General features: G+C 67.9%; 17 protein-coding genes and 1 pseudogene. 8 read left to right on the plus strand and 10 right to left on the minus strand.

Translation table 11 applies throughout. From position 1 onward, the window contains the following. Positions 1 to 167: 167 nt before the first annotated feature. The 6 genes from mgtA (at position 168) to L0M17_RS09580 (ending at position 5,368) form a co-directional block, all read left to right on the plus strand. Complete coding sequence (gene mgtA / locus L0M17_RS09555) at positions 168 to 2,888, plus strand: magnesium-translocating P-type ATPase (RefSeq protein ID WP_241053738.1); 2,721 nt, start codon at positions 168 to 170, stop codon at positions 2,886 to 2,888. 112 nt (positions 2,889 to 3,000) lie between these two features. Further along, positions 3,001 to 3,171: a hypothetical protein gene (locus L0M17_RS09560; protein WP_241053739.1), complete on the plus strand. Its 171-nt coding sequence runs from the start codon at positions 3,001 to 3,003 to the stop codon at positions 3,169 to 3,171. Then, entirely contained in the window at positions 3,168 to 3,866 is a 699-nt protein-coding gene (locus L0M17_RS09565; RefSeq protein WP_241053740.1) for a cytochrome b N-terminal domain-containing protein, read from the plus strand. The genes L0M17_RS09560 and L0M17_RS09565 overlap by 4 nt, the downstream gene beginning before the upstream one ends. Continuing rightward, complete coding sequence (locus tag L0M17_RS09570) at positions 3,863 to 4,576, plus strand: hypothetical protein (RefSeq protein ID WP_241053741.1); 714 nt, start codon at positions 3,863 to 3,865, stop codon at positions 4,574 to 4,576. Before L0M17_RS09565 ends, L0M17_RS09570 begins: the two co-directional genes overlap by 4 nt. Before the next feature lie 17 nt (positions 4,577 to 4,593). Continuing rightward, positions 4,594 to 4,827: a hypothetical protein gene (locus L0M17_RS09575; RefSeq protein ID WP_241053742.1), complete on the plus strand. Its 234-nt coding sequence runs from the start codon at positions 4,594 to 4,596 to the stop codon at positions 4,825 to 4,827. Between the two features lie 67 nt (positions 4,828 to 4,894). Beyond that, positions 4,895 to 5,368, plus strand: coding sequence for a pyridoxamine 5'-phosphate oxidase family protein (locus L0M17_RS09580; protein ID WP_241053743.1), 474 nt, complete (start codon positions 4,895 to 4,897; stop codon positions 5,366 to 5,368). 9 nt (positions 5,369 to 5,377) lie between these two features. On the opposite strand, the gene L0M17_RS09585 is transcribed toward L0M17_RS09580, so the two are convergent. From L0M17_RS09585 to L0M17_RS09595, 3 genes are all read right to left on the minus strand, one after another. Further along, positions 5,378 to 6,007, minus strand: a complete 630-nt coding sequence (locus tag L0M17_RS09585) for an MBL fold metallo-hydrolase (RefSeq protein ID WP_241053744.1) — start codon at positions 6,005 to 6,007, stop codon at positions 5,378 to 5,380. After that, the gene (locus L0M17_RS09590; protein WP_241053745.1) at positions 6,007 to 7,101 is read right to left on the minus strand and encodes an S-(hydroxymethyl)mycothiol dehydrogenase; all 1,095 of its coding nucleotides are present in this window, start codon (positions 7,099 to 7,101) and stop codon (positions 6,007 to 6,009) included. The genes L0M17_RS09585 and L0M17_RS09590 overlap by 1 nt, the downstream gene beginning before the upstream one ends. A gap of 100 nt (positions 7,102 to 7,201) precedes the next feature. After that, complete coding sequence (locus tag L0M17_RS09595) at positions 7,202 to 7,462, minus strand: mycoredoxin (protein ID WP_241053746.1); 261 nt, start codon at positions 7,460 to 7,462, stop codon at positions 7,202 to 7,204. A gap of 196 nt (positions 7,463 to 7,658) precedes the next feature. Here L0M17_RS09595 and L0M17_RS09600 point away from each other — a divergent pair, with 196 nt between their 5' ends. After that, positions 7,659 to 8,003, plus strand: a complete 345-nt coding sequence (locus L0M17_RS09600) for a hypothetical protein (protein ID WP_241053747.1) — start codon at positions 7,659 to 7,661, stop codon at positions 8,001 to 8,003. Positions 8,004 to 8,016: 13 nt separating this feature from the next. Here the strand turns inward: L0M17_RS09600 and L0M17_RS09605 are convergent, their stop codons facing one another. The 7 genes from L0M17_RS09605 to L0M17_RS09635 all read right to left on the minus strand — a co-directional run bounded on the left by L0M17_RS09605 (position 8,017) and on the right by L0M17_RS09635 (position 18,944). Then, complete coding sequence (locus L0M17_RS09605) at positions 8,017 to 9,993, minus strand: APC family permease (RefSeq protein ID WP_241053748.1); 1,977 nt, start codon at positions 9,991 to 9,993, stop codon at positions 8,017 to 8,019. 146 nt (positions 9,994 to 10,139) lie between these two features. Further along, the gene (locus tag L0M17_RS09610) at positions 10,140 to 10,817 is read right to left on the minus strand and encodes a response regulator (protein ID WP_241053749.1); all 678 of its coding nucleotides are present in this window, start codon (positions 10,815 to 10,817) and stop codon (positions 10,140 to 10,142) included. A gap of 10 nt (positions 10,818 to 10,827) precedes the next feature. After that, positions 10,828 to 13,347, minus strand: coding sequence for a DUF4118 domain-containing protein (locus L0M17_RS09615; RefSeq protein WP_241053750.1), 2,520 nt, complete (start codon positions 13,345 to 13,347; stop codon positions 10,828 to 10,830). A 45-nt stretch (positions 13,348 to 13,392) separates the two neighbouring features. Continuing rightward, entirely contained in the window at positions 13,393 to 13,974 is a 582-nt protein-coding gene (gene kdpC, locus L0M17_RS09620; RefSeq protein ID WP_241053751.1) for a K(+)-transporting ATPase subunit C, read from the minus strand. Positions 13,975 to 13,998: 24 nt separating this feature from the next. Continuing rightward, complete coding sequence (kdpB, locus tag L0M17_RS09625) at positions 13,999 to 16,200, minus strand: potassium-transporting ATPase subunit KdpB (RefSeq protein WP_241053752.1); 2,202 nt, start codon at positions 16,198 to 16,200, stop codon at positions 13,999 to 14,001. Then, the gene (gene kdpA / locus L0M17_RS09630; RefSeq protein ID WP_241053753.1) at positions 16,197 to 17,837 is read right to left on the minus strand and encodes a potassium-transporting ATPase subunit KdpA; all 1,641 of its coding nucleotides are present in this window, start codon (positions 17,835 to 17,837) and stop codon (positions 16,197 to 16,199) included. The genes kdpB and kdpA overlap by 4 nt, the downstream gene beginning before the upstream one ends. 360 nt (positions 17,838 to 18,197) lie before the next feature. Continuing rightward, a complete protein-coding gene (locus tag L0M17_RS09635; RefSeq protein ID WP_241053754.1) occupies positions 18,198 to 18,944 on the minus strand; it encodes an SOS response-associated peptidase in 747 nt (248 codons plus the stop codon). A 64-nt stretch (positions 18,945 to 19,008) separates the two neighbouring features. Between L0M17_RS09635 and L0M17_RS09640 the strand changes: the two are divergent. Beyond that, positions 19,009 to 22,457 (plus strand): annotated as a pseudogene (locus tag L0M17_RS09640) (DNA polymerase III subunit alpha). Positions 22,458 to 22,533: the final 76 nt, after the last annotated feature.

Raw genomic sequence — 22,533 nt, forward strand, 5'->3', positions numbered from 1 at the left:
CATTCGCCGCCGTTCCGCGGCTGTGCCGCCTCGGAGCCCTTCCATTGTCATGGGGAGAGCCATCTGCTTGAAAGGCGCAAATGATGTGAGCCTCCGCTAGCAGGCAGAAGCCCCCTCGTTCCGAATCACGGTCCCGCGCCGTGACACTTGGCCGTAGAGTGTGCCTCGTGAGCGTCCAGACCTCCCCGGCGCTGGTTCAGATACCTGCGGCGCGCGCTTCGGCGATGACAGGCGCCGCCGTGTTGGGCGCACTGGGCTCCACGCCCTCCGGACTCGGCGAGGCCGAAGCCGCGCAAAGACTCGCACTCGGGGCGAACGTCCTCGAGGCAGGCCGGGTCAGCTGGCCGCACGTGCTTGCCCGCCAGTTCGCGAGCCCCCTTCAGGCTCTTCTCGTAGCAGCAGCAGCGATGTCCTTCTCGACGGGCGATCGACTCAACGCGAGCATCATCGTGGCGATCCTCGTCGGGAGCGGTCTGCTCGGCTTCGCGAACGAGATCCGGGCAGAGCGCACGGCGGCGGATCTGCATGAGCGGATCAGCCACACGGTCGTGGTGCTCCGCGAAGGCAAGGAGCGCTCGCTCCCGGTGCGCGAACTCGTCCCCGGGGACGTCATCCGTCTGAGCCTGGGCAACATCGTCCCCGCGGACGGTCGCCTCCTCGAGGCCATCGATCTCGAGACGGACGAGGGCGTCCTCACCGGAGAGTCCTCTCCCGTCGAAAAGGATCCGACGCCCGTCGCCGAAGGCTCCAGCCTCGGCGACCTCACAGACTGCCTCCTCATGGGAACCGTCGTCCACGCGGGCTCGGCGCGCGCCGTCGTGACCGCCACCGGGAACGCCACGGCCTTCGGACACATCGCCGAGGGGCTCGCCCAAGGCCTGCCGGAGACGGCCTTCCAGCGGGGCCTCAAGGAGTTCTCCATGATGCTCCTGTGGGTCGGCGTTGCGCTCACGGCCGGGATCTTGGCCGTCAATCTGCTCCTCGCGCGGCCGTTCCTCGACTCGGTCCTGTTCTCCCTCGCCATCGCCGTGGGCATCACGCCCCAGCTGCTCCCCGCCGTCGTGAGCACGAGCCTCGCCGCCGGTTCTCGACTCCTCGCCAAGGACGGCGTGCTAGTCAAGCGGCTCCTTGCGATCGAAGACCTGGGCAATCTCGACGTCCTAGTCACGGACAAGACCGGGACCCTGACAGAGGGCAGGATCGGCTTCGAGGAGGCACAGCCTGCCCACGTCGACGAGCCAGGATCCTCCGAACGGCTCGCTGAGCTCGCGGTGCTGTGCTGCGAGGCAGATCCGTCTGAGCCGGGGGCCTCGGGCGCCGGGCAGAATCCGATCGATGCCGCCCTCTGGGAAGCGTTCCCGGAGCTGCCTGCCCGCCTCGCAGCCCGACGGCGCCTCGGCCTCCGCCCCTTCGATCACGAGACCCGGGCCATGGAGACGCTCGTTGACTGGGATGGAGGAAGCGGCCCGCTGCGCATCCTCAAGGGCGCGCCGGAGGCGGTCCTCGAACGCTGCGCCGACGTCACGAATGAGGCTCGACGGCGCCTTGAGGACCTGTTCCGCCGTGGAGCGCGCGTGGTGGCGGTCGCGAGCGGCCCCGACGCAGGTCCTTTCCGTCTCGAGGGCTTCCTGAGCTTCCTCGACCGCCCGAAGGCCGACGCGCGGGATTCGCTGGACCGGCTCGCCGCCTTGGGCATCGAGGTCAAGATCGCCACCGGGGACAATGCACTTGTCGCCGAGCACGTGATGTCCGTTCTCGGCATGACGAGCGGCGGCGTTCTCACCGGGGTGCAGGTTGCTGCGATGGACGACGACGAACTCGCCTCCGCGGCGATCGGCGCCAAGGCCTTCGCCCGAGTCTCGCCGGAGCAGAAGTCGCGCATCGTCACCGTGCTGCGGCGCACCCACGCTGTGGGGTTTCTCGGCGATGGCGTCAACGACGCCCTGGCGCTGAACCGAGCCGACGTCGGAATCTCCGTGGACAGTGCCGCCGACGTCGCAAAGGACGCTGCCGACGTCGTCCTCCTTGAGAAGGACCTCGGTGTGCTCGCCGACGGAGTGGTCGGCGGCCGGCGCATCTTCGCGAACACCATCAAGTACCTGCTCATGGGCACAAGCAGCAACTTCGGCAACATGTTCTCCGCCGCCGCAGCGAGCGCCTTCCTGACGTTCCTCCCGATGCTGCCCGGGCAGATCCTCCTCAACAACCTCCTCTACGACTCGAGCCAGCTGGCCATTCCGACGGACAAAGTGGACCAGGACCAGCTCAGAAAGCCTGCTCACTGGGACATCGCCCTGATCCGGCGCTTCATGGTCGTCTTCGGCCCTGTGTCGTCGCTGTTCGACTTCACGACGTTCGGGCTCATGCTCGGCGTCTTCCACGCGGCCCCCGAGGAGTTCCGGGCGGGCTGGTTCGTGGAATCGCTCGCGACGCAGACGCTCATCGTCTTCGCGATCCGCACGCGGCACATCCCGTTCTTCAGAAGCGCAGCGTCGAGGGCGCTCACCGCGAGCGTCATCGCCGTGGTCGCCATCGGAGCGGCCATTCCTTACACGCCGTTCGGGACGGTCATCGGCTTCAGAGCGCTGCCGGCCCTGTTCTTCCTCGCCCTTGTGGGCATGGTCGTCCTGTACCTCGTTCTCGTCGAGGTGGCGAAGCACTTCTTCTACCGGGCGGCAGACCTGCGCGCTGTCCGAGAGCAGGCCGCACGGGACCGGGCTGCCCGCGAGCAGGCAGCCATCCAAGGGGTTCCGGCAGGTCCGACGATTCCAGCTCACGCAGTCCATGCCTCACACGCACGGGTACACCGGCGGGCCGTGCCGTTCCTCGTGCACACCGGGCGCGCTCGCGTGCGGCGGGCAGGCGGCGTGGCGGGCGGCCGGCGCTGAGCCAGACCGCGCTGAGCCTGATTCCGCTGGGCCTGACCCCGCTGAGCCAGACCGCGCTGACGCGGGCCCAAGGGCTCTAGCTGAATTCGCCCCGCGCGTACACGATCATGTCGTGTATCCGTCAGCAGTTCGGGCGGCGGCCTCGATCGCGGCCCAAGGCATCTTCCTCGGATGGGGACCGTTCACCGTTCAGCTCGGGAACTTCCTCGTCATCGTCGCGATGGTCGTACTGTTCGTCGCGGCGCTCTTCCTGCCATTTCCCGGAGGACGGGGCCGGAAATGAGCGCCGAGCAGAGCGGCGGCCGCATCGTCTCCTGGACCGGACGTCTTCGGGAATGGTCGCTTGAGAAGCTTCCGCCCGAGAAGCTTCTCCCCGAGAACCAGCCGAGCTACGTCGCCTCCTGGATCTACGTCTTCGGCATGGCGTCGATCGCGGCGCTCGGCTACGTGATCGTCTCCGGGTTCGTCCTCGCCCTCAACGGGCCCGTCTGGTACCACGTCTCCGCCTTCGGGCATTTCATCAACAGCACGCACCTGTGGAGCGTCGAGCTGTTCTTCATGTTCATGGTCATCCACTTGTGGGGGAAGTTCTGGATGGCCTCGTGGCGCGGTGGCCGGGCCCTGACCTGGATCACAGGAGTGCTCGCGTTCGTCGTGTCGATCGTCACGGCGTTCACGGGCTACCTCCTCCAGACGAACTTCGACTCCGAGTGGATCGCCTTCCAAGCCAAGGATGCGCTCAACGCGGTCGGGATCGGGGCCTGGTTCAACGTGGACGATCTCGGTCAGATCCTCATGTGGCACATCGTCCTCTTGCCGCTTGGGGTGGGGGCCGTCGTCGTCATGCATGTGCTCCTGGTGCGGGCGCACGGCGTCGTCCCTCCTCTCGAGGCGGCTGAGACGGACGCCCAGCTGCGCGACATTCAGCTGCGCGATGCCGCCGGGACCTTCGAGACGGGGGAGGGGGATCTGTCATGACCACGATCTCCCGGCGGCCCACGTCTGGCCGCGAACAGCCGAAGCGCAGCCGAGACCTCGACCGGGAACCCTGGCGCGGTGCGGTCCGCGAGTACGACCTCGTCAAGGAGCTCGTCTACGCACTCGTCGTCGTGGGCCTTCTCACCGTCGGGCTCGCCGCCGTCGTCGGCTCCCCGGACGACGCACCGGTGACGCTCAAGCAGTGGGCGACGACGGCGCCGTCGGATTTCGTGGCGACGGCAACCGCCGAGCTGGGCGGGACGAGCGATACCGCCCAGTATGGTCCGCCCTACAACTCGACCCAGGGGGCTAGCCAAACCCTCGGGTCCATCGACCTACAGAGTCTTTCAGGGGTCCGCCGGCCCATCGACACGGCGCAGGACTTCGTCGTCGGGCCTCTCGAGAAACTCCCGCAGCCGCCCGCCGCCCTCGCCGTGTGGAATGCCGCGAACGACGCCCAGCGCGCTGCGTGGACGTCGGCCTACTCGGACGCCCTCTCCAAGGCGCCCGACGGCGATCCCGCCAAGGTCGCCCCCGGCGACTACGGGCCGGTTCCGGCCTTGGATTCTGCGCTGCTCGCGATGGCGCAGAAGGGCACGCTCGAGGGCGCGCTCGACGGCGGCACTCAGGCGGGGCTTGACCGCACCAAGAGCGTGCTGTTCCTCGGGGACGGTGCGTACTTCCGGCGCTTGCCGACAGCCAGCATCTGACCGGCGACCAGTGGGGAATGATGAACGAGACGGGGAACTACCCCGGCCAATCGTGGCTCTGGCTCTTCTCGTTCTGGTACCAGATCCCGCCGTTCAACGGCCTCGCGAACGCGGATCTGGTGATCGTAGGGATCATGGTGCTGCTCACGCTCGCCCTCATGCTGCTGCCTTTCATCCCCGGGCTCCGCTCGATCCCGCGGCTGCTCCCCGTCCATCGGCTCATCTGGCGGGATTACTACCGGCGGCGTTGAGGATGGGCCCGGAGAATAGGGCATTGAGCCCGTTCCTGCAGTGACCCGCCAGACCTACACTGTCGCCATGACAACCCAGCCCATGCGATACCCGAAGGTGCAGGAGCTCTCGAGCGAGGAGTGCTGGGCCAAGCTCCGCACGATGGTCCTCGGGCGGTTGGCGATCGCGGGCGAGGAACATCCTGAACTCTTTCCGATCAACTATGTGGTGGATCGAGGCACCGTGGTGTTCCGGTCCGACCCCGGGACCAAGATCGCCGCATCACTCGACAGGGCCCGCGTTGCCTTCGAGGTCGACGCCTTCGACCCGGCTACGAACGAAGCCTGGTCGGTGATCGTCAAGGGCGGCCTCGAGCCTGTCCTCGAGACCGCCGAGATCATCGATGCGTTGACGCTTCCTCTGTTCCCATGGCAGCACGGCGCGAAGGCCTTCTTCGTGCGGATCGTCCCCGTGGAGCTTTCCGGCCGCCAGTTCGTCGTCGCCGACCCTGGCCATTGGGCCTCCCAGCTGATGGGCATCCGTCCGGCGTCCGAGGAGTAGTCGGGCGCTTCAGTGCCCCCGGTCTATCCATTCCTGCAGGTGGGGGGCCTCGGCCCCGATCGACGTCGAATCGCCGTGGCCCGTGTTCACCACCGTCTCCGCAGGGAGCGTCAGGAGGCGCTCGCGGATGGAGTTGATGATGGTTGGGAAGTCACTGAACGAACGCCCCGTCGCCCCGGGGCCGCCTTGGAACAGCGTGTCACCAGTGAACACGGTGCCGAGGGCGGGGGCGTGGAAGCTGACCGAGCCGGGGGAGTGGCCGGGCGTATGCAGGGCCACGAGTTCGGTGCCCGCGATCTCGAAGCGCTGCCCGTCGGAGATGTCGGAGTCCGGACGGCTCTCGGGATAGACCGCCTCCCACAGCATCTGATCCGCGGGGTGCAGGTAAACCGGGGCGCCGACGCGGTCCGCGAAGTCCCGCGCGTGCCGGATGTGGTCGTCGTGGCCGTGCGAGAGGAGGACTGCGGTGACCGTCCGCCCGTTCACCGCCTGGGCGACCCGGGCGGCGTCGTGCGCGGGGTCGATCACGGCGGCGCTCTCATTATCGCCGACGATCCACACGTTGTTATCGACATCCCAAGTGCCGCCGTCCAGGGAGAACGTCCCCGAGGTGACGACGCGCTCGATCCGCACAGCCATCAGAGCTCCACCACCGAGCGGAGGGCTTCGCCGCGGTGCATCTTCTCGAACGCGGCCTCGACGTCCCCGAGGCCGATCCGCTCGGTGACGAAAGCGTCGAGGGGGAGGCGGCCGAGCTTGTACTGGTCGACGAGCATGGGGAAGTCGCGGCTAGGGAGGCAATCGCCGTACCACGAGGACTTGAGCGAGCCGCCCCGTCCGAAGACGTCGAGGAGCGGCAGTTCGAGCGTCATCTCTGGCGTCGGGACGCCGACGAGCACGACTCGGCCGGCGAGGTCCCGGGCATAGAACGCTTGCTTGTAGGTTTCCGGGCGTCCGACGGCGTCGATGACGACATCGGCGCCGAAGCCGTTCGTGAGCGCCCGGATCGCCTCGACAGGGTCCTGCTCGCGCGAGACGACGCCATGGGTCGCACCGAGCTTCTTGGCGGTTTCAATCTTGGCGGGGTCCAGATCGACGGCAATGATCGTCGTCGCCCCCGCGAGCTTGGCGCCCGCGATGGCCGCGCAGCCGACCCCGCCGCACCCGATGACGGCGACCGATTCGCCGCGCTGAACGGCACCCGTGTTGATGGCCGCACCGATTCCGGCCATGATGCCGCAGCCGAGCAGGCCGACCGCCGCCGGGTCAACGTCGTCGTCGACCTTTGTGCACTGGCCCGCGGCGACGAGGGTCTTCTCGGCGAAGGAACCGATGCCGAGGGCCGGTGAGAGCGGGGTTCCGTCCTGGAGGGTCATCTTCTGGGTGGCATTGTGGGTTGCGAAGCAGTACTGCGGCTGGCCCTTTTTGCAGGCGCGGCATTCGCCGCACACGGCACGCCAGTTCAGGATCACGCGGTCGCCCGGCTTGAGATCCGTGACGTCCGGCCCCACGGCACTGACGACGGCGGTCGACTCATGGCCGAGCAGATACGGGTAGTCGTCGCCGATGCCGCCGAGCTTGTAGTGCAGGTCAGTGTGGCAGACGCCGCACGTGAGCACGTCGACGAGAGCCTCGCCCGGACCCGGATCGGGCACCAGAATCGTCTCTACAGTCGCCCGCGCGCCCTTCTCGCGGACAACGACGGCCTTCACTTCGTGAACAGTCTGGGCCATGAAAAAACCTCCGGTGGTTCCCCGACAGATGACGGTGCCATGATGGCTTTGCCATCCTACGGGGAGCCACCAGAGGTGACGTAAATCACTCAGGGAGCGGTCAGGCTCCGAGCTTCTCCTTCACCTGGGCTGCAGACGGGTTCGTCGCGGCCGTGCCGTCTGGGAAGATCACCGTCGGGACGGTCCGGTTGCCGCCGTTGAGCTGCTCCACGAGCTCAGCCGTGCCCTCGACCTCCTCGATGTTGACCTCCGTGTAGCCGATGCCCTGGGCATCGAGCTGCTTCTTCAGGCGGTTGCAGTACCCGCACCATGTGGTCGAGAACATCGTGATTGTGCCGTCGGAAGGGGTGAAGTCGGTCATGGGTGTACTCCTCGAGCGGTTGGGTCTTCCGAATCGGAAAACGGCCTCTGACCCTCAAGTATTCCGGACCGCTGCCGAAGATCCTGACGAAGCCTTTACGCGCCGGGATCTGTACGCGCAATGCTGCGGGCGCGACACTGCACCCAATTAGAGCTCCCAACCACTAACCGCCCCTGGATCTGCCGGAGAAAAGGCGATGAAGTTCCACGGACTGAACGATCCACGACGGCCAGCCGTGCACTACGAAGCCCTGCCCGCTTCCTCGCCCGGCGCAGGCGACGCGGTCGAAGGTGACCTGCTCCGAGGCCTGGATGGCTATCTGTTCAAGGACGCGGAGGGACAGCGGTGGTGGGTCATGTTCTCGTCCCAAGAGGGCCAGATCCTCGCGTGCGCCAACGTAGACGACGAAGAGGAAGAGGAAGTGCGCGTCCTCGCGCGCAACGTGAGCCGAGCGAAAGCCGAAGAAGCCTTCCGTCAGTTCCCGCCCAGCTCGCTCGAAGAGGCCGCCCTGCTCGCCGAGGGTCTCGAGGAAAAGCCCTGAGGCCTCGGCTCACCTACCCGACGTGGACCCACGGCCGCTGTGTGACGTCGGGGACGGCCTGACGCAGCACTTCACGCGTGACGGGTGCAATTTCGCCTTCGCCGAAGAACATGAAGCGCAGCAGATTCCGAACAGGGTTGCCTTCGGTCCAGCGGAAATAGATGTGCGGCATGAGGCCGGTGACGTCTCTGATGTGCAGCAGGACTGAGGCGATCGTGTTGGGGACGACAGGCCCGTGAACCTCGAGGATGCGGAACCCGTGGCGCATGATGCCGTGGACCTCCAACGCCGTTTCGAAGTCCGAGGAATCGTCGACGATCACTTCGAGGAAAAGGACGTTGTCCCCGAGCGGAAGGTGGCTCACTTCGCTGACCGTCTGCAGCTTGTGGCGATAGGCCTCGCCTGTCAGCCTGAGCGGTTCGTGCGCGATGATCTGCAGCGGTCCCGAGTCGGCTTCGGCGACGAACTCGATGGCCTTCTCGTCGAAGTGGATACTCGTCGCATGCAGTTCGAAGGAGCGCTTGGCACGTGAGAGGAAGGAGATCACGATGATGCCTGCGATGAAGATCGCCGCAATCTGGATGCCTTCGGGGCGCTCGATCATATTCGTCAGCGTGGTGTAGACGAAGACCGCCGCCACGATCCCGAACCCCACAGTGAGCCTGCGCTGCTGCCGGCGCCGAGCTGAGAGGGTCACCGCGACGGCAGCCGAGGTCATGAGTACGAGGACGCCGGTCGCGTACGCCCCGCCCTGCGCATCGACGTTCGCGTCGAAGATGAGTGTGATGAGGAACCCGACCCCGGTGAAGACGAGGACGAGGGGCCGCGTGGCCTTTGTCCACTGCGGCGCCATGCCGTAGCGGGGGAGGTAACGGGGGACGAGGTTCAGCAGTCCCGCCATCGCCGAGGCCCCCGCGAACCAGAGGATCGCGATCGTGCTCAGATCGTAGACCGTGCCGAAGGCGACGCCCAGGTATTCGTGGGCAAGGAGGGCGAGGGCGCGTCCGTCGGCCGCGCCGCCCGGCTGAAACTCCTTCTGCGGGATGAGGACCACGGAGGTGAAGCTGCTCGTGACGAGGAAGGTGCTCATGATGAGGGCCGCGGCGGTGAGCAGCCGCTTCGCGCCGCGGATGCGTCCGGCGGGATGCTCTTCGGTGTCGCTCGCATCGCCGTGGATCTGCGGCATGACCGCCACGCCTGTCTCGAAGCCCGACATGCCGAGGGCCAGCTTGGGGAAGACCAGGAGGGCGACGCCGACGATCAGCGCGGGATTGCCGTGGGACGCGGTCAGCCCCTGCCACCAGTCGGCCACCTGGATTGGGTGAGTGAGGGCCTCGCCGAGCGTGAAGACCACCAGAATCGCGTTCAGGATGAGGTAGATGCCCACGAGGACGACGGCGACGCCGATGGCTTCCTTGAACCCCCGCAGGAACACCGCTGCCAGAAGGGCGAGCAGGAAGAGGGTCACGACAATGTTCTGCCCTTGGAGCCAACCCGGTGTGAGCGGGTTGGCGATGAGGTGCGCGGCCGCATCCGCTGCCGAGAGCGTCATGGTGATCATGAAGTCCGTGGCGGCGAAGCCGAGGAGGGCGAGCACGAAGAACTTCCCGCCCCAGCGGGGCAGCAGGCGTTCGAGCATCGCGATCGACCCGGAGCCGCTGTGGCTCTCCACCGAAACCCTCCGGTAGACGGGGAGGGCCCCGAAGAGGGTGACGGCAACGAGCACGATCGTCGCAAGTGGGGAGAGCAGGCCGGCCGCGACGACCGCAATGGCCGGCGCGTAGCCGAGTGAGGAGAAGTAGTCGACGCCGGTCAGGCACATGACCTGCCACCACGGATGCTTCTTCTCGTGTTCTCGGGGAATCGCGTGGGGACCCTGATGGAGGGCCTGCGTCTGATGGAGGTCATGCAGCAGCCAGGCCTTGAACGAACGGCCCGGCGTGGCTCTGGTTGGCCTCGGCTCAGCGGGAGGCCGACTCAAGGTTGTCATCGCGTCTTCCTTATCGTTGCCCTGCACCTGATCGCCGACTTGCACACACTGCGATGGCTGAGACGATAACGCGACTGGCCGGGCGCATTACAGCGCATTTACGGAACCCTTACGAGCAAGTGCAGATGCGGCTGATCTTCCGCCCCTTAGCTGGTCTCGAACCTGTACCCGCGTCCCGACTCAGTGATGAGGTGGCGCGGATTGGCGGGATCGCTCTCGAGTTTGCGCCGCAGCTGCGCCATGTAGACCCGGAGGTACTGTGTCTCCTCCCCATACGCAGGTCCCCAGACCGTCTGCAGGAGCTGCCGCTGGGTGACGAGCTTCCCACGATTGGCAACGAGCATCTGCAGGACGCCCCATTCCCGAGGCGTGAGGTGGACGCGTTCGCCCTGTCGGGTGACGGTGGCAGCCCCCAGATCGACGAGTAGGTCACCGGCATCGATCAGTCCGTCGGTCGGGGCGTGGGCAGAGCGGCGTTCGACGGCGCGGAGGCGGGCGAGCAACTCGTCGAGCCCGAAGGGCTTTGTCACGTAGTCGTCCGCGCCGGCGTCGAGGGCCTCGACCTTGTCCGTCGAGCCGTGGCGGGCCGAGAGCACGACGATTGGCAGGTCGGACCACCCCCGGATTCCTCGGATGACTTCGGCGCCGTCCAGATCAGGGAGCCCGAGGTCCAGGACGAGCACGTCAGGAGGCGTGGAAGCGGCGAGACGCAAGGCCTCCCTGCCGCTGGCCGCGACGATGACGGCGTAGCCTTCGGCCCGGAGGTTGATCTGGAGCGCTCGCAGGAGCTGTGGCTCGTCGTCCACCACGAGTACGCGCTTCACGGTCGCCTCCTTAGTCCCGCGGCCCAGCGTACAGAGGCATGCGGATGACCATGGTCAGGCCTCCGCCCGGAGTGGGTTCGGCGCCGAGTTCGCCGTCCATCGCCTCGATGAAGCCTTTCGCGACGGCGAGGCCCAGGCCGATGCCGGGTCCGGTCCCTTCGTCGCCCAGACGCTGGAACGGTTGGAACATCGCCATGACACGTTCGGGCGGAACTCCGCTGCCGTGGTCGACAACCCGCAGTTCACTCACTGGTCGGTCTCCGATGCTCGGCGCCAGGAGGCCTCCGGTCGTCGCGACGATGACGACGTCGCTGTTCGGCGCATATTTGACCGCGTTCTCGACGACGTTGGCGAGGGCCCTGACGAGCAGGCCGCGGTCGCCGTCGAGCGCGGGGAGGTTCGGGGCCAGATCCACCCGGACGGCATCAGGCGGCAGTTCGGACAGGACCTCAGACACGACGTCCAGCCACGTCACCGGTTCGTGCAGAACCGACACGGCCGCGCTATCGATACGGGACATGTCGAGGAGATTCGCGACAAGGTTGTCTAGCCGGTTGGAGTAGGAGTCGATCGTGTCGAGCATCTCTGCATGCTCCTCGCGCGTCATCTTGTCCCGCTGGCGCTTGAGCGCCGTGACGGCGAGGCGGATGCCGGCGAGCGGAGTGCGCAGGTCGTGGGAGACCGCCCTCAGGATGGAGGTCCTGATGCGATTGGCTTCGCCGAGCTTGACCGTCTCCCGGAGGCTGAGTGTGAGCTGCTGGCGTTCGAGCAGCGCGGTGAGGTGGGCTTCGAACGCAGAAAGGAGACGGCGCTCGCGCCCGCTGAGGGGGCGTCCCTTCCACACGAGCGACTGCTGCGCGTCCAAGGGATCGGCACCGTCGGCCTCTTCTGGGCGCGCGGGGGCATCGCCGCCAGCGCTGGCTCGGACCTTCCATGTGCCGTCACTGGCTGAGAGCAGGCTGACGGCGTCGAGCTGGAACTCGGCCCGAAGCTGCTCGAGGAACTCGTCCGCGCTCTGGTCGCGGGCGAGAGAGCTGCTGGCCAGTTCGCTCAGCGTGCTCGCCTCAGCCCGCGCGGCCACTGCATCCCGGGACCGTCGGGACGAGACGCCGACGACGAGGGAGAACGCGACTGCGACGGCAAGGAATGCCAAGAGGGCGAAGAAGTTCTGCGGATCATCGATGGTGAGGGTGCCGACGGGCGGCGTGACGAAGTAGTTGAGCAGGAGCGAGTCGAAGACCGCAGCGACGACCGCAGGCCAGAGCCCACCGATGAAGGCGACGAGGACGACGGCGCAGAGGTGCGCGAGCACGTGGGTCGTGAGGTTGAGCTGGGGGAACGGCAGGAGCGCCGCCGTCATGAGGATCGGGACGACGAACGCGAGGATGTACCCCGCGATCGCTCGGTTACGCCCTAGGAGGGGCGTGAGCCGGAGGCGAGGTCCGCGCCCGGCGAGCGGGTGGGTCACCATATGGACGTCGATCTCGCCCGAGTCGCGCACGACGGCGCTGCCCACCCCTCCGCGGCCGAGGAACTGCTGGAGCCGGTTGTGCCGGGAGATGCCCACAACGATCTGGGTCGCATTGACGCTGCGCGCGAACTCCAGCAGCGTCGACGCGATGTCGTCTCCCGCGAGTTGGTGGTAGCTGCCGCCGAGGTCCTCGACGAGCCGACGCTGCGCGGTGAGGGACTGCTCTGTGCCTTCGGCGAGGCCGTCCGGGGTGCGTACGTGGACCGCGAGGAGATCGCCGCCACTCACGCGGGAGAGGATCCGCGCGGCCCGGCGGACGAGCGACTCGCCCTCAGGGCCTCCGGTGAGGGCGACGACGACGCGTTCACGAGCGGGCCAGGTCTCGTCGATCCGGTGCCGTTGGCGGTACTCGGCAAGCCCCTCCTCGACCCGGTCGGCAAGCCAGATGAGCGCGATCTCTCGAAGTGCCGAAAGGTTGCCCAGCCTGAAGTAGTTTGCGAGGGCTGCGTCGATCTTGTCCGGCGCGTAGACGAGGCCGGAACTGAGCCGCTGGCGCAACAGTTCGGGTGGGATGTCCACAAGCTCGATCTGGTCGGCCTTGCGCACGATTGCGTCGGGAATCACCTCCTGCTGCCGGGTCCCCGTGATAGCCGCGACGACGTCGTTGAGGGACGCGAGGTGCTGGACGTTGACTGTCGTGAGCACGTCGATGCCAGCCTCGAGGAGCTCGTCGACGTCCTCCCAGCGCTTGGCGTGGCGGCTGCCGGGAGCGTTGGTGTGGGCGTACTCATCGACGAGCGCCGTGTGCGGCCTCCGGGCCAGAACCGCGTCGATGTCCATCTCGGGGAGCTCCGTGCCGCGGTAGTCGACGGCTCGCAGCGGCACCGTCTCGAGCCCTTCGACGAGCGCGGCCGTGGCGGCCCGCCCGTGGTCCATGACGACGCCGACCACCACGTCCGTCCCGGCCCCGGCGAGGCGGTGGGCCTCCTCGAGCATGGCGTAGGTCTTCCCGACGCCGGGTGCAGCGCCGAGGAAGATGCGCAGGCTCCCGCGGTCCATGCTCCCGATTCTTCCGCTATTCCCGGGCTTTCTCTCTCATGCGCACTACTTCAGCCTCGCGGCGATGGAGAGGTTGAGCCTGGTGGTGTTGACGGCGGGCTGGCCGAGCGTGCTCAGGACGGGGTTGCCCGTTGCGCCTGCGACCAGCTGCTGGACCTCGGCAACACTCAGACCGGTGGCCCTGGCCACGCGCGGCACCTGCAGCTGGGCGTAGGACGGGGAGATGTCCGGGTCGAGCCCGGACGCGGAGGCCGTGACCGCGTCCAGCGGGACCTCGGACGCGGGGACGCCTTCGCGGGCGGCGACCGCGGCGCGGGCGCTGGCTTCGGACTTGGCCAGGGCCGGGTCGTCGGGGCCGAGGTTCGAGGCGCCCGAGGTCGTGGGATCCCACTTGACGGCGGAGGGCCTCGGGAAGAAGAACCTGTCCTCCTTGGCGGGGACCGTCTGGGCGATGAGGGTGGATGCGGCGGGCTGCCCGTTCAGCTGTGCGATCGAGCCGTTGGCCTGGGCGGAGGCGATCGCTTGACCGACCCCGAACATGACGAGCGGGTACAGCACTCCGAGAACGAGCGTCGCGACCAAGAGGAACCGGAACGAGGTGCCGAGCTGGCGGAGGTAGGCGGTCACGGTCTTTGCGTTCCTTCCGGATGGTCAGTGCAGTCCCGGCACGACGGCCAGGACGAGGTCGATGATCTTGATGCCTACGAACGGGGCGATGATCCCGCCGAGCCCGTAGACGAGCAGGTTCCGGCGCAGGGCCTGCTGGGCGCTCACCGCCCGGTAGCGCACGCCCCGCAGGGCGAGCGGGACGAGCAGGACGATGATGATCGCGTTGAAGACCACAGCGGCCAGGATGGCGCTCTTCGGGCTCGTCAGGCCCATGACGTTCAGCAGGCCCAGGCCGGGGAAGACCGCGGCGAACAGGGCGGGGATGATGGCGAAGTACTTGGCGACGTCGTTCGCAACGGAGAACGTGGTGAGCGAGCCGCGGGTGATGAGCAGCTGCTTGCCGATCGCGACGACGTCGATGAGCTTGGTGGGGTCGGAGTCGAGGTCGACCATGTTGGCGGCCTCCTTCGCCGCCTGAGTGCCCGAGTTCATCGCGACCCCTACGTCGGCGGCGGCGAGGGCAGGGGCGTCGTTGGTGCCGTCGCCCGTCATGGCGACGAGCTGGCCGGCGTTCTGCTCCTGACGGATGCGGGTGAGCTTGTCCTCGGGGGTGGCCTCGGCCAGGAAGTCGTCGACGCCGGCTTCCTTCGCGATCGCGGCGGCGGTGAGCCTGTTGTCGCCGGTGATCATGACGGTGCGGATGCCCATGCGGCGCAGGGCGGCGAAGCGGTCCGCGATGCCGGGCTTGACCACATCGGCCAGGTGCACGGTTCCCAGCACCCGCGGCCGGCTGCCCTCGCCGTCGTCGACCGCCACGACCAGCGGGGTGCCGCCGCCGCCGGCGATCGCGTCCACATCGTCGCGCACGCCCGCGGGCAGGTCTCCGCCGAGCTCGCGAACCCAGTGGGCGACGGCGGAGGCGGCGCCTTTGCGGTAGCGGCGGTGGCCGTCGTCGAGCCCGCTCATCCGGGTCATCGCTGTGAACTCGACCGCTGTCACCTGGCCGTCGGTGCGGCGGTAGAGCTCGTCCAGACTGGGGCCGGGGGCGCCGCGCTCGGCGGCGAGGTCCACGATCGAGCGGCCCTCGGGGGTCTCGTCGGCGAGGGAGGACAGGCGCGCGGCCTCGATGAACTCGCCCTCGGGAACCCCGGGGGCGGGGAGGAACCCGACGGCGCGGCGGTTGCCGAAGGTGATGGTGCCCGTCTTGTCCAGCAGCAGCGTCGTGATGTCCCCGGCGGTCTCGACCGCCCGGCCACTGGTGGCCAGGACATTGTGCCGCACGAGGCGGTCCATCCCGGCGATGCCGATCGCGGGCACGAGGGCGCCGATCGTGGTGGGGATCAGGCACACCAGCAGGGCCACCAGCACCACCGGCGAGGGGATGGCGCCAGCGAGGTTCGCGAACGGCACGAGGGCCACCGTGACGACGAGGAACACGATCGTCAGGGCGACCAGGAGCACGTGCAGGGCGATCTCATTCGGGGTCTTCTGCCGCTCCGCGCCCTCGACGAGGGCGATCATGCGGTCGATGAACGTCTGCCCGGGATCCGCCGTGATGCGAACCACGATCCGGTCCGAGATGACCTTCGTGCCCCCGGTGACGGCTGAACGGTCGCCTCCGGATTCGCGGACCACGGGGGCAGACTCGCCGGTGATGGCGGACTCGTCGACCAGGGCCAGGCCCTCGGTGATCTCGCCGTCCGAAGGGACGACGTCGCCGGCCTCGCAGACGACGAGGTCGCCCTTGCGGAGCTCTGGGGCGGGAACGCTTTCCTCGGCCGGGTGGGCAGAGCCCGTCCCGGCTTTGAGCCTGCGGGCTAGGAGCCCCTGCCGGCCGGCCCGCAGGCTGTCGGCTTGGGCCTTGCCGCGGCCCTCGGCGAGGGCCTCGGAGAAGTTCGCGAACAGGACGGTCAGCAACAGCCAGAGGGTGACGACGACGCTGAAGACGACATCCGGGCTGTTCTGGCCGATCTGGATGATGCAGGCGATCGCCGAGACGAGCGTGCCGACGAGCACTGTGAACATGACCGGGGAGTGGCGCATCTGCCGTGGGTCGAGCTTGGCGAACGACTCCGGGATCGCGGCGAGGATGAGCTCGCGGTTGAACGCTTTCTGGACCCTGCCCTGCTTGTAGGCGTGGCCGGACAGCTCCGTCACGCGCGGGGCAGGCGCATGAGCGGGGCGGGCGGCCGCGGGCTCGGGCTGCCCAGGGGCCGGGCGGCGAAGGTCGTGGGACGTGCTCATCTGATGGTTCCCTCTGCGATGGGCCCCAGTGCCAGGGCCGGGAAGTAGTTCAGGGCGGTGAACAGGACGGTGACGGTGCCGAGCAGCCCGGCGAACAGGGGCCCGTAGGTCGGCAGCGTGCCGGGCGAGGGCGGGATCGGCTCTTGGCGGGCGAAGCAACCGGCCAGCGCCAGGACCAGTACCATGGGCAGCACCCGGCCGAGCCACATAGCCACGTTCATCAGCGAGGAGATGACCGGGTCGGTGGCGCTGAGGCCGGCGAAGGCCGAGCCGTTGTTGTTCGCCCCCGAGGTGAACGCGTAGAGCAGCTCGCTGAACTGGTGCGGTCCCTGGGACGGGGCGTCCGCGACGACAGATGGGATCAGGACCGCCGCGCCCGTGAGCACGAGCACGAGGACTGGGGTCACCAGCAGGTACAGCGCCGCGAGGGTCATGTGCCCGGCTTGGACCTTCTTGCCCAGGTACTCAGGGGTCCGGCCCACCATGAGCCCACCGAGGAAGACGGCCACGACGGCCAGGATCAGCATCCCGTAGAGGCCCGATCCGACCCCTCCCGGGGCGATCTCGCCGAGCATCATGTCGAACATCGCCATGCCCCCTGCCAGGGGTGGAAGGGAGTCGTGGGCGGCATTGACGGCGCCGGTGGAGGTCAGCGTCGTGGCGGTGGCGAAGATCCCGCTCGCGGCGGGGCCGAAGCGCTGCTCGAGGCCCTCGCCCAAGGTCGGCCATGCCGCCATCGCCCAGGCCATGCACCCCTCGGCGAGGAGCCAGATCGCGCCCATGACGGTCAGGACGGTGTAGCCCTGCCTCCGGCTCCTCACCATGCGCCCGAAGGTGTACGGAAGGGAGAACGGGATGGCGAGAAGCAGGAACACCTCGAAGATGTTCGTGAAGGCGTTGGGGTTCTCGAACGGGTGGGCGGAGTTCGCGTTGAAGTATCCGCCCCCGTTCGTGCCGAGCTCCTTGATGGCCTCCTGGCTCGCGACGGGGCCGCCCGGGATGGCCTGGGAGACGCCGGTAACGGCGTTGTGCATGCCGGTTGGCCAGAAGTCCTGCACGACACCGGCCACGACGAGGACGGCGGCGGCCGCCGCTGCGAGCGGCAGAAGGACCCTGAACGTGATCCGGGTCGTGTCGACCCAGAAGTTCCCCAGCGAGTCGGTGCCCTTGCGGGCGAAGCCGCGGATGAGGGCGAAGGCCACCGCGATGCCCAAGGCGGCGGAGACGAAGTTCTGCACCGCGAGGAACGCCATCTGGATCGCGACCCCGAGGGTCGACTCGGGGACGTAGGCCTGCCAGTTGGTGTTCGTGACAAACGAGACGGCGGTGTTCATCGCCACCCAGGGGTCCACCCCTGCGGTCTGGCCGCCAGAGAGGAGCGGCTGGAGGCGCTGGGCCAGGTACAGCAGGACGACGCCAGCGGCCGAGAGCGCGACCATGCTGCGGGCGTAGCCCTTCCACGTCTGCTCGCTGTCCGGGTTCACCCCGGTGGCTCGGTAGATCCAGCGCTCGAAGCGCAGATGCCCCCCGTCTTCCGCGGTCCGGGCGAGGTATGCCCCCAGGGGGCGGTGCACCGCTGCCAGTGCGACGACAAGGACCGCGATCTGCGTGATGAATGAGAGGACGCTGAACTGCATGGCCTACCTGCCTCCCGGACGGAACAGCTGGTCCACCAGATAGACGCACACGGCCGGGGCCAGCAGTCCGAGCAGCGCCCAGGCGACCATCCCAGAACTCATGCCCGGTCCACCAGCTTCGAAAGCGCCGAGACGCACCACATCACGAGACCAGCCAGTACCAGAAAGATCGCCACGACGGCCAGATCGGCCATGACACACCCCTTCCGCCAGGACTGCACCCTGCAGGTCCTTACGGCAACAGTGAATCTCCCGGACGGCGGCACCCCGGACGTCTTGACCCGTTCCTAACGCCGCCGATTGGTTTCTTAGCGGAGTCTTTGCGCGAGCGGCGCCGGAGCCGTCCTCGACGGCTCCGAGTCAGTTGAAAAGGCTCTTCTGACCCTCAGGCTCGGCCGGTGCGATGAGCTCGGGGCCGTTGTTCTGCACGCTGTTGACGAGGCTGCTGACCACCCTGGGCACGAGGTGCGGCTCAGGAATCGCGTCGATGAGGCTCCGGACGTCGCCTTCGGCGGTGATCTCTGGGTTGAGCCAATCGGCCCAGAGGTCCTTGGGGATGATGAGCGGCGTGCGGTCATGGATGTGCCCGAGCGTGTCCGACGCGGGGGCCGTGATGATGGTGCAGGTCCGCAGCCAGCGGTTTGGGTCGTCAGCGGCCGCTGCGGGATCCGGCCAGTTCTCGAACAGCGCAGCGAAGGCGAGCAGGCCTTCGCCCGGCGCGTGCAGATAGTTCGGGATCTTCGTCAGTTTCCCCGCGGTCTCTTCCTTCTGCCATTCGTAGTACCCGTCCGCCGGGACGAGCGCGCGGCGGTGCGATGCCGCCTTGCGGAACGAAGGCTTCTCCGTCACGGTCTCCCGGCGGGCGTTGATGAGCCTTGCGGCGCCCTTCGTGTCCTTCGCCCACGAAGGCACGAGTCCCCACCGCGCCGTCACGAGCTTGCGCGAGAGGTCCTTCGTCTCGCGATCGCGTCGCTCCAAGACGATCGGGACCGGGTCGGTCGGGGCAACGTTGTAGGAGGGCTCGAGGGGCTCGGCCAGGGTCTCATCGACGTCGAACTCCGCAACGAGGTCGCCCACCGCCCGGGCCATGACGTATCTGCCGCACATGCGGCCCATTATTCACCGTTCATAGGAACCGTGGGCGGGGCTTACACTAGCCGTGTTCGAAGATATGTTCGATGCAGGAGCGGTCCCCGTGGCAGAAGAGTTCACCCATCTGCACGTCGCGAGCGCGTTCAGCGCCCACTACGGCGTCTCGTGGCCCGAGGACCTCGCGGCCGCCGCGCTGGCCGATGGCGCGAGCGCGTTGGCTTGCACGGATCGAGACGGCCTCTACGGGGCAGTCAAGCACCTCGCCGCATGCAGGGGCGCGGGCATAGACCCCATCGTGGGCGTGGATCTTGCGGTCCTCGCCGAGCCGGACGACGACGGCGGAGCGCACCCGGGTGCCCCGAAGCAGCGGCGGGGGGCCGCCGGCGTGGCGGGCCGCGTCGTCGTCCTTGCCCACGGCCATAACGGAGGGGCAGGCTGGAAGGCGCTGTGCCGCCTTGTCTCGGACGCCCATGCCCACGCGAGCGGCAAGGCGAACAGCCCCGTCCCGGTCGGCGTCCTGCGCTCCGAACTGGCCGCACGATGCGTCGATCCGGACACGGGGCGTCCGGTCCTCACGGTGCTCATCGGACCAGATTCGGACGTGGGCCGGGCAATGTCCGGGCGTCGCTTCCTGCGGCCGCGGACCCTCTTCAGAGAATGGCTCGACGCCATGCCCGTCGGGGTCCTCACGGTCGAACTCGTCACGCACCTGAGTGCGCCCGGCCAGCCCCTCGGCACGAGCCATGCGGTCCGCATGCTGCGCCTCGCGAGCGAGCACTCGGTTCCGGCGATCCTGACGAATGCCGTGCGCTACGTCGAGGAGGACGGCGCTGCAACCGCCGACGTCCTCGATGCCGCACGCACGCTCACCCCTCTTGAGCGGCTCGGCGTGCCCGGTGATTCCCGCATGTCCCGCCCGACTCTGCGCTCCAGCCGACCGGCCAGGGCTGGCTCAAACCCGCGGCACTCATGCATCAGCTGGGCCGCGAGATCATCCGAGCGGCCGGACTCGGCACTCAGGACCTCGCGAACCTCCTCGGGAACACCGAACGCATTGCCGACCGCTGCCGCCTCGACCCGGCTGGCGACGCCGGCTGGGGTCAGCCCGTGGTCCCGGAGGCCGCCGTCATCGGAATCGCGGGCGAGCCGTATCAAGAGCTCGCCGAACGCTGCCGGGCCGGGATTGCAAGGCGCTTTCCGGGCCTCTCGGGGGACGGCGAGGAGCGCGTTCGGCGGCGGCTCGACCATGAGCTGCAGATCGTAGGCAACCTCGGCTTCGCGTCCTACTTCCTGACGGTGGCCGAGGTCGCCGAGATGATCCGGGGCATGGGGGTCCGCTCAGCCGCACGCGGCTCCGGGGCCTCGAGCCTCGTCAACTATCTGCTCGGCATCAGCCACGTCGATCCCTTGCGGCACGATCTCATCTTCGAGCGCTTCCTCTCCCGCGACCGTTCGACGCTTCCCGACATCGACATCGACGTCGAAAGCGCCGAACGGCACAACGTCTACCGCCGCATCTTCGAGCGCTTCGGGGCCCAACGAGTAACGCTCATGAGCATGCAGAACGGCTACCGCGCTCGCGGCGCCGTCCGGGATGCAGGGCTCGCGCTCGGCCTCGACGAGGGAGAAATCGGCGACATCGCGAAGCAGCTGTGGCGTTTCTCGGCGAGCCATTTCCGCGAGGCGCTCGCCGAGAAGCCCGAGCTCCGCGAGTTCTCCGCCCAGGTCGGCAAGGACCAGCAGCTCGAGCTGCTCGTGGACCTTACCGAGCGGCTCGACCGGCTCCCACGGCACATTTCGATGCACCCGTGCGGTGTGATCCTGGGCGACGCCCGGCTGCTTGACCGTACCCCCGTCCAGCCGAGCGGGATGGGCCTGCCGATGAGCCAGTTCGACAAGCACGATATGGATCCGATGGGCATGCTCAAGCTCGATGTGCTCGGCGTGCGGATGCAGAGCTCGATGGCCTTCGCCGTGAAAGAGGTTGAACGGATCGAGGGGACGGCCATCGACCTCGACGCGGTGCCGCTCGACGACGAGCCGACGTTCGAGCTCATCCGCTCGACGCACACGCTGGGCTGCTTCCAGATCGAATCGCCCGGCCAGCGTGAGCTCGTGGGGAAGATGGCGCCGCGCGAGTTCAACGATCTCATCATCGACATCTCGCTGTTCCGTCCGGGGCCCATGAAGTCGGACATGGTTCGGCCCTTCCTCGAGTACCGCCACGGCTTCGCCCCAGAACGCTACCCACATCCCGACATGAAGCCGTTCCTGGCCGAGACGCACGGGGTCACCGTGTTCCACGAGCAGGTTCTCCGAACTTTCGACCTCTTCACCGGCTGCGGCCTCGCCCACGCCGACGAGCTCCGCCGGAAGCTCGGGAACGCCGCCCTCGAGCCGGAGGTGGAGGCCTTCTTCCGCACCAACGCGAAGGCGAAGGGCTACGCCCCGGGCGTCGTGGACGCTGTCTGGGACACCCTCAAGGCCTTCGGCAGCTTCGGATTCTGCAAAGCGCATGGTGCGGCGTTCGCCGTGCCGACCTATCAGTCCGCATGGCTCAAAGCCCATCATCCCGAGGCCTTCCTTGCGGGGATCTTCGAGCATGACCCGGGGATGTACCCGAAGCGGCTGCTCGTCGCCGAAGCGCGACGCATGGGCATTCCGATCCTGCCCGTGGACATCAACGCGAGCAGCGACGAATACCGGGTCGAACGCATCGAGTTCGGGCCCGACGCAGGGAAGCTCGGGATCCGGCTCACACTCAAGGGGATCTACGGCCTCTCCGAGGCCGAGCTCCGTCGGATCGTGGGCGGCCAGCCTTATGCGTCGATTGCAGACCTCCGGGACAGGGCACGGCTCACGCGAGCGAGTGTCCGCCGGCTCGCTGAGCTCGGCGCCTTCGATTCCCTGCACAGGGAGGCGCGGTCCCAGGGCAGCCGGGCCGACCTCGTGGCGCACCTTGCGCAGCTTTCACCGCGGCCGTCGTCCAGGCGGAACGAACCCATCGAGGGGCAGCTCTCCCTCGACATCGGAGACGTGGAGCTTTCGAACCTCCGGGCCGAGCTACCTGAACCAGGGCTCGAGGAGAAGGTGCGGCGCGAGCTCGATCTCATGGCGGTCGACGCGAGCGCCCATCTCATGGACAGTCACCGGCCGCTGTTGCAGAGGCTCGGGGTGACGACGGCGGAGCGTCTCCTTGGTCTGCGGAACGGAACCGAGGTCCTCGTGGCCGGCGTGCGCGTCGCAACCCAGACGCCGCCCATGCGGGGCGGCAAGCGGGTGGTCTTCATCAGCATCGACGATGGGACGGGATGCGTCGATTCGGTCTTCTTCGCAGAGGCCCAGGAGAACGCCGGCCCGCTTCTGTTCGGCACGAGGCTCCTCCTCATCCGAGGCCGCACCCGCCGCACGGGACCCCGAGGGATCAGCCTGAGCGCGGACATGGCCTGGGACTTGGCCGGACTCGAGCGCGTGCTTGACCCGGCCAACCCCGTCCTGCCGGAGCCGAAGCGCACCCCCGCTGCTTGATGCCTTATGACCGAGCGGGTGCAGACTTCGGAGCGAGGTCCCACTCGGCGTCGTCCATCCGGAGTACTGCGACCGC

This window comes from Sinomonas terrae, from assembly GCF_022539255.1.
GTDB lineage: Bacteria > Actinomycetota > Actinomycetes > Actinomycetales > Micrococcaceae > Sinomonas > Sinomonas terrae.

Coding starts and splice junctions, on each gene's coding strand:
- kdpA (WP_241053753.1), bottom strand. CDS start 17,837: ATGCAGTTCAGCGTCCTCTCATTCATCACGCAGATCGCGGTCCTTGTC.
- L0M17_RS09590 (WP_241053745.1), bottom strand. CDS start 7,101: ATGGCCCAGACTGTTCACGAAGTGAAGGCCGTCGTTGTCCGCGAGAAG.
- L0M17_RS09635 (WP_241053754.1), bottom strand. CDS start 18,944: ATGTGCGGCAGATACGTCATGGCCCGGGCGGTGGGCGACCTCGTTGCG.
- L0M17_RS09575 (WP_241053742.1), top strand. CDS start 4,594: ATGATGAACGAGACGGGGAACTACCCCGGCCAATCGTGGCTCTGGCTC.
- L0M17_RS09600 (WP_241053747.1), top strand. CDS start 7,659: ATGAAGTTCCACGGACTGAACGATCCACGACGGCCAGCCGTGCACTAC.
- kdpB (WP_241053752.1), bottom strand. CDS start 16,200: ATGAGCACGTCCCACGACCTTCGCCGCCCGGCCCCTGGGCAGCCCGAG.
- L0M17_RS09595 (WP_241053746.1), bottom strand. CDS start 7,462: ATGACCGACTTCACCCCTTCCGACGGCACAATCACGATGTTCTCGACC.
- L0M17_RS09570 (WP_241053741.1), top strand. CDS start 3,863: ATGACCACGATCTCCCGGCGGCCCACGTCTGGCCGCGAACAGCCGAAG.
- L0M17_RS09605 (WP_241053748.1), bottom strand. CDS start 9,993: ATGACAACCTTGAGTCGGCCTCCCGCTGAGCCGAGGCCAACCAGAGCC.
- L0M17_RS09615 (WP_241053750.1), bottom strand. CDS start 13,347: ATGGACCGCGGGAGCCTGCGCATCTTCCTCGGCGCTGCACCCGGCGTC.
- L0M17_RS09580 (WP_241053743.1), top strand. CDS start 4,895: ATGACAACCCAGCCCATGCGATACCCGAAGGTGCAGGAGCTCTCGAGC.
- L0M17_RS09585 (WP_241053744.1), bottom strand. CDS start 6,007: ATGGCTGTGCGGATCGAGCGCGTCGTCACCTCGGGGACGTTCTCCCTG.
- L0M17_RS09565 (WP_241053740.1), top strand. CDS start 3,168: ATGAGCGCCGAGCAGAGCGGCGGCCGCATCGTCTCCTGGACCGGACGT.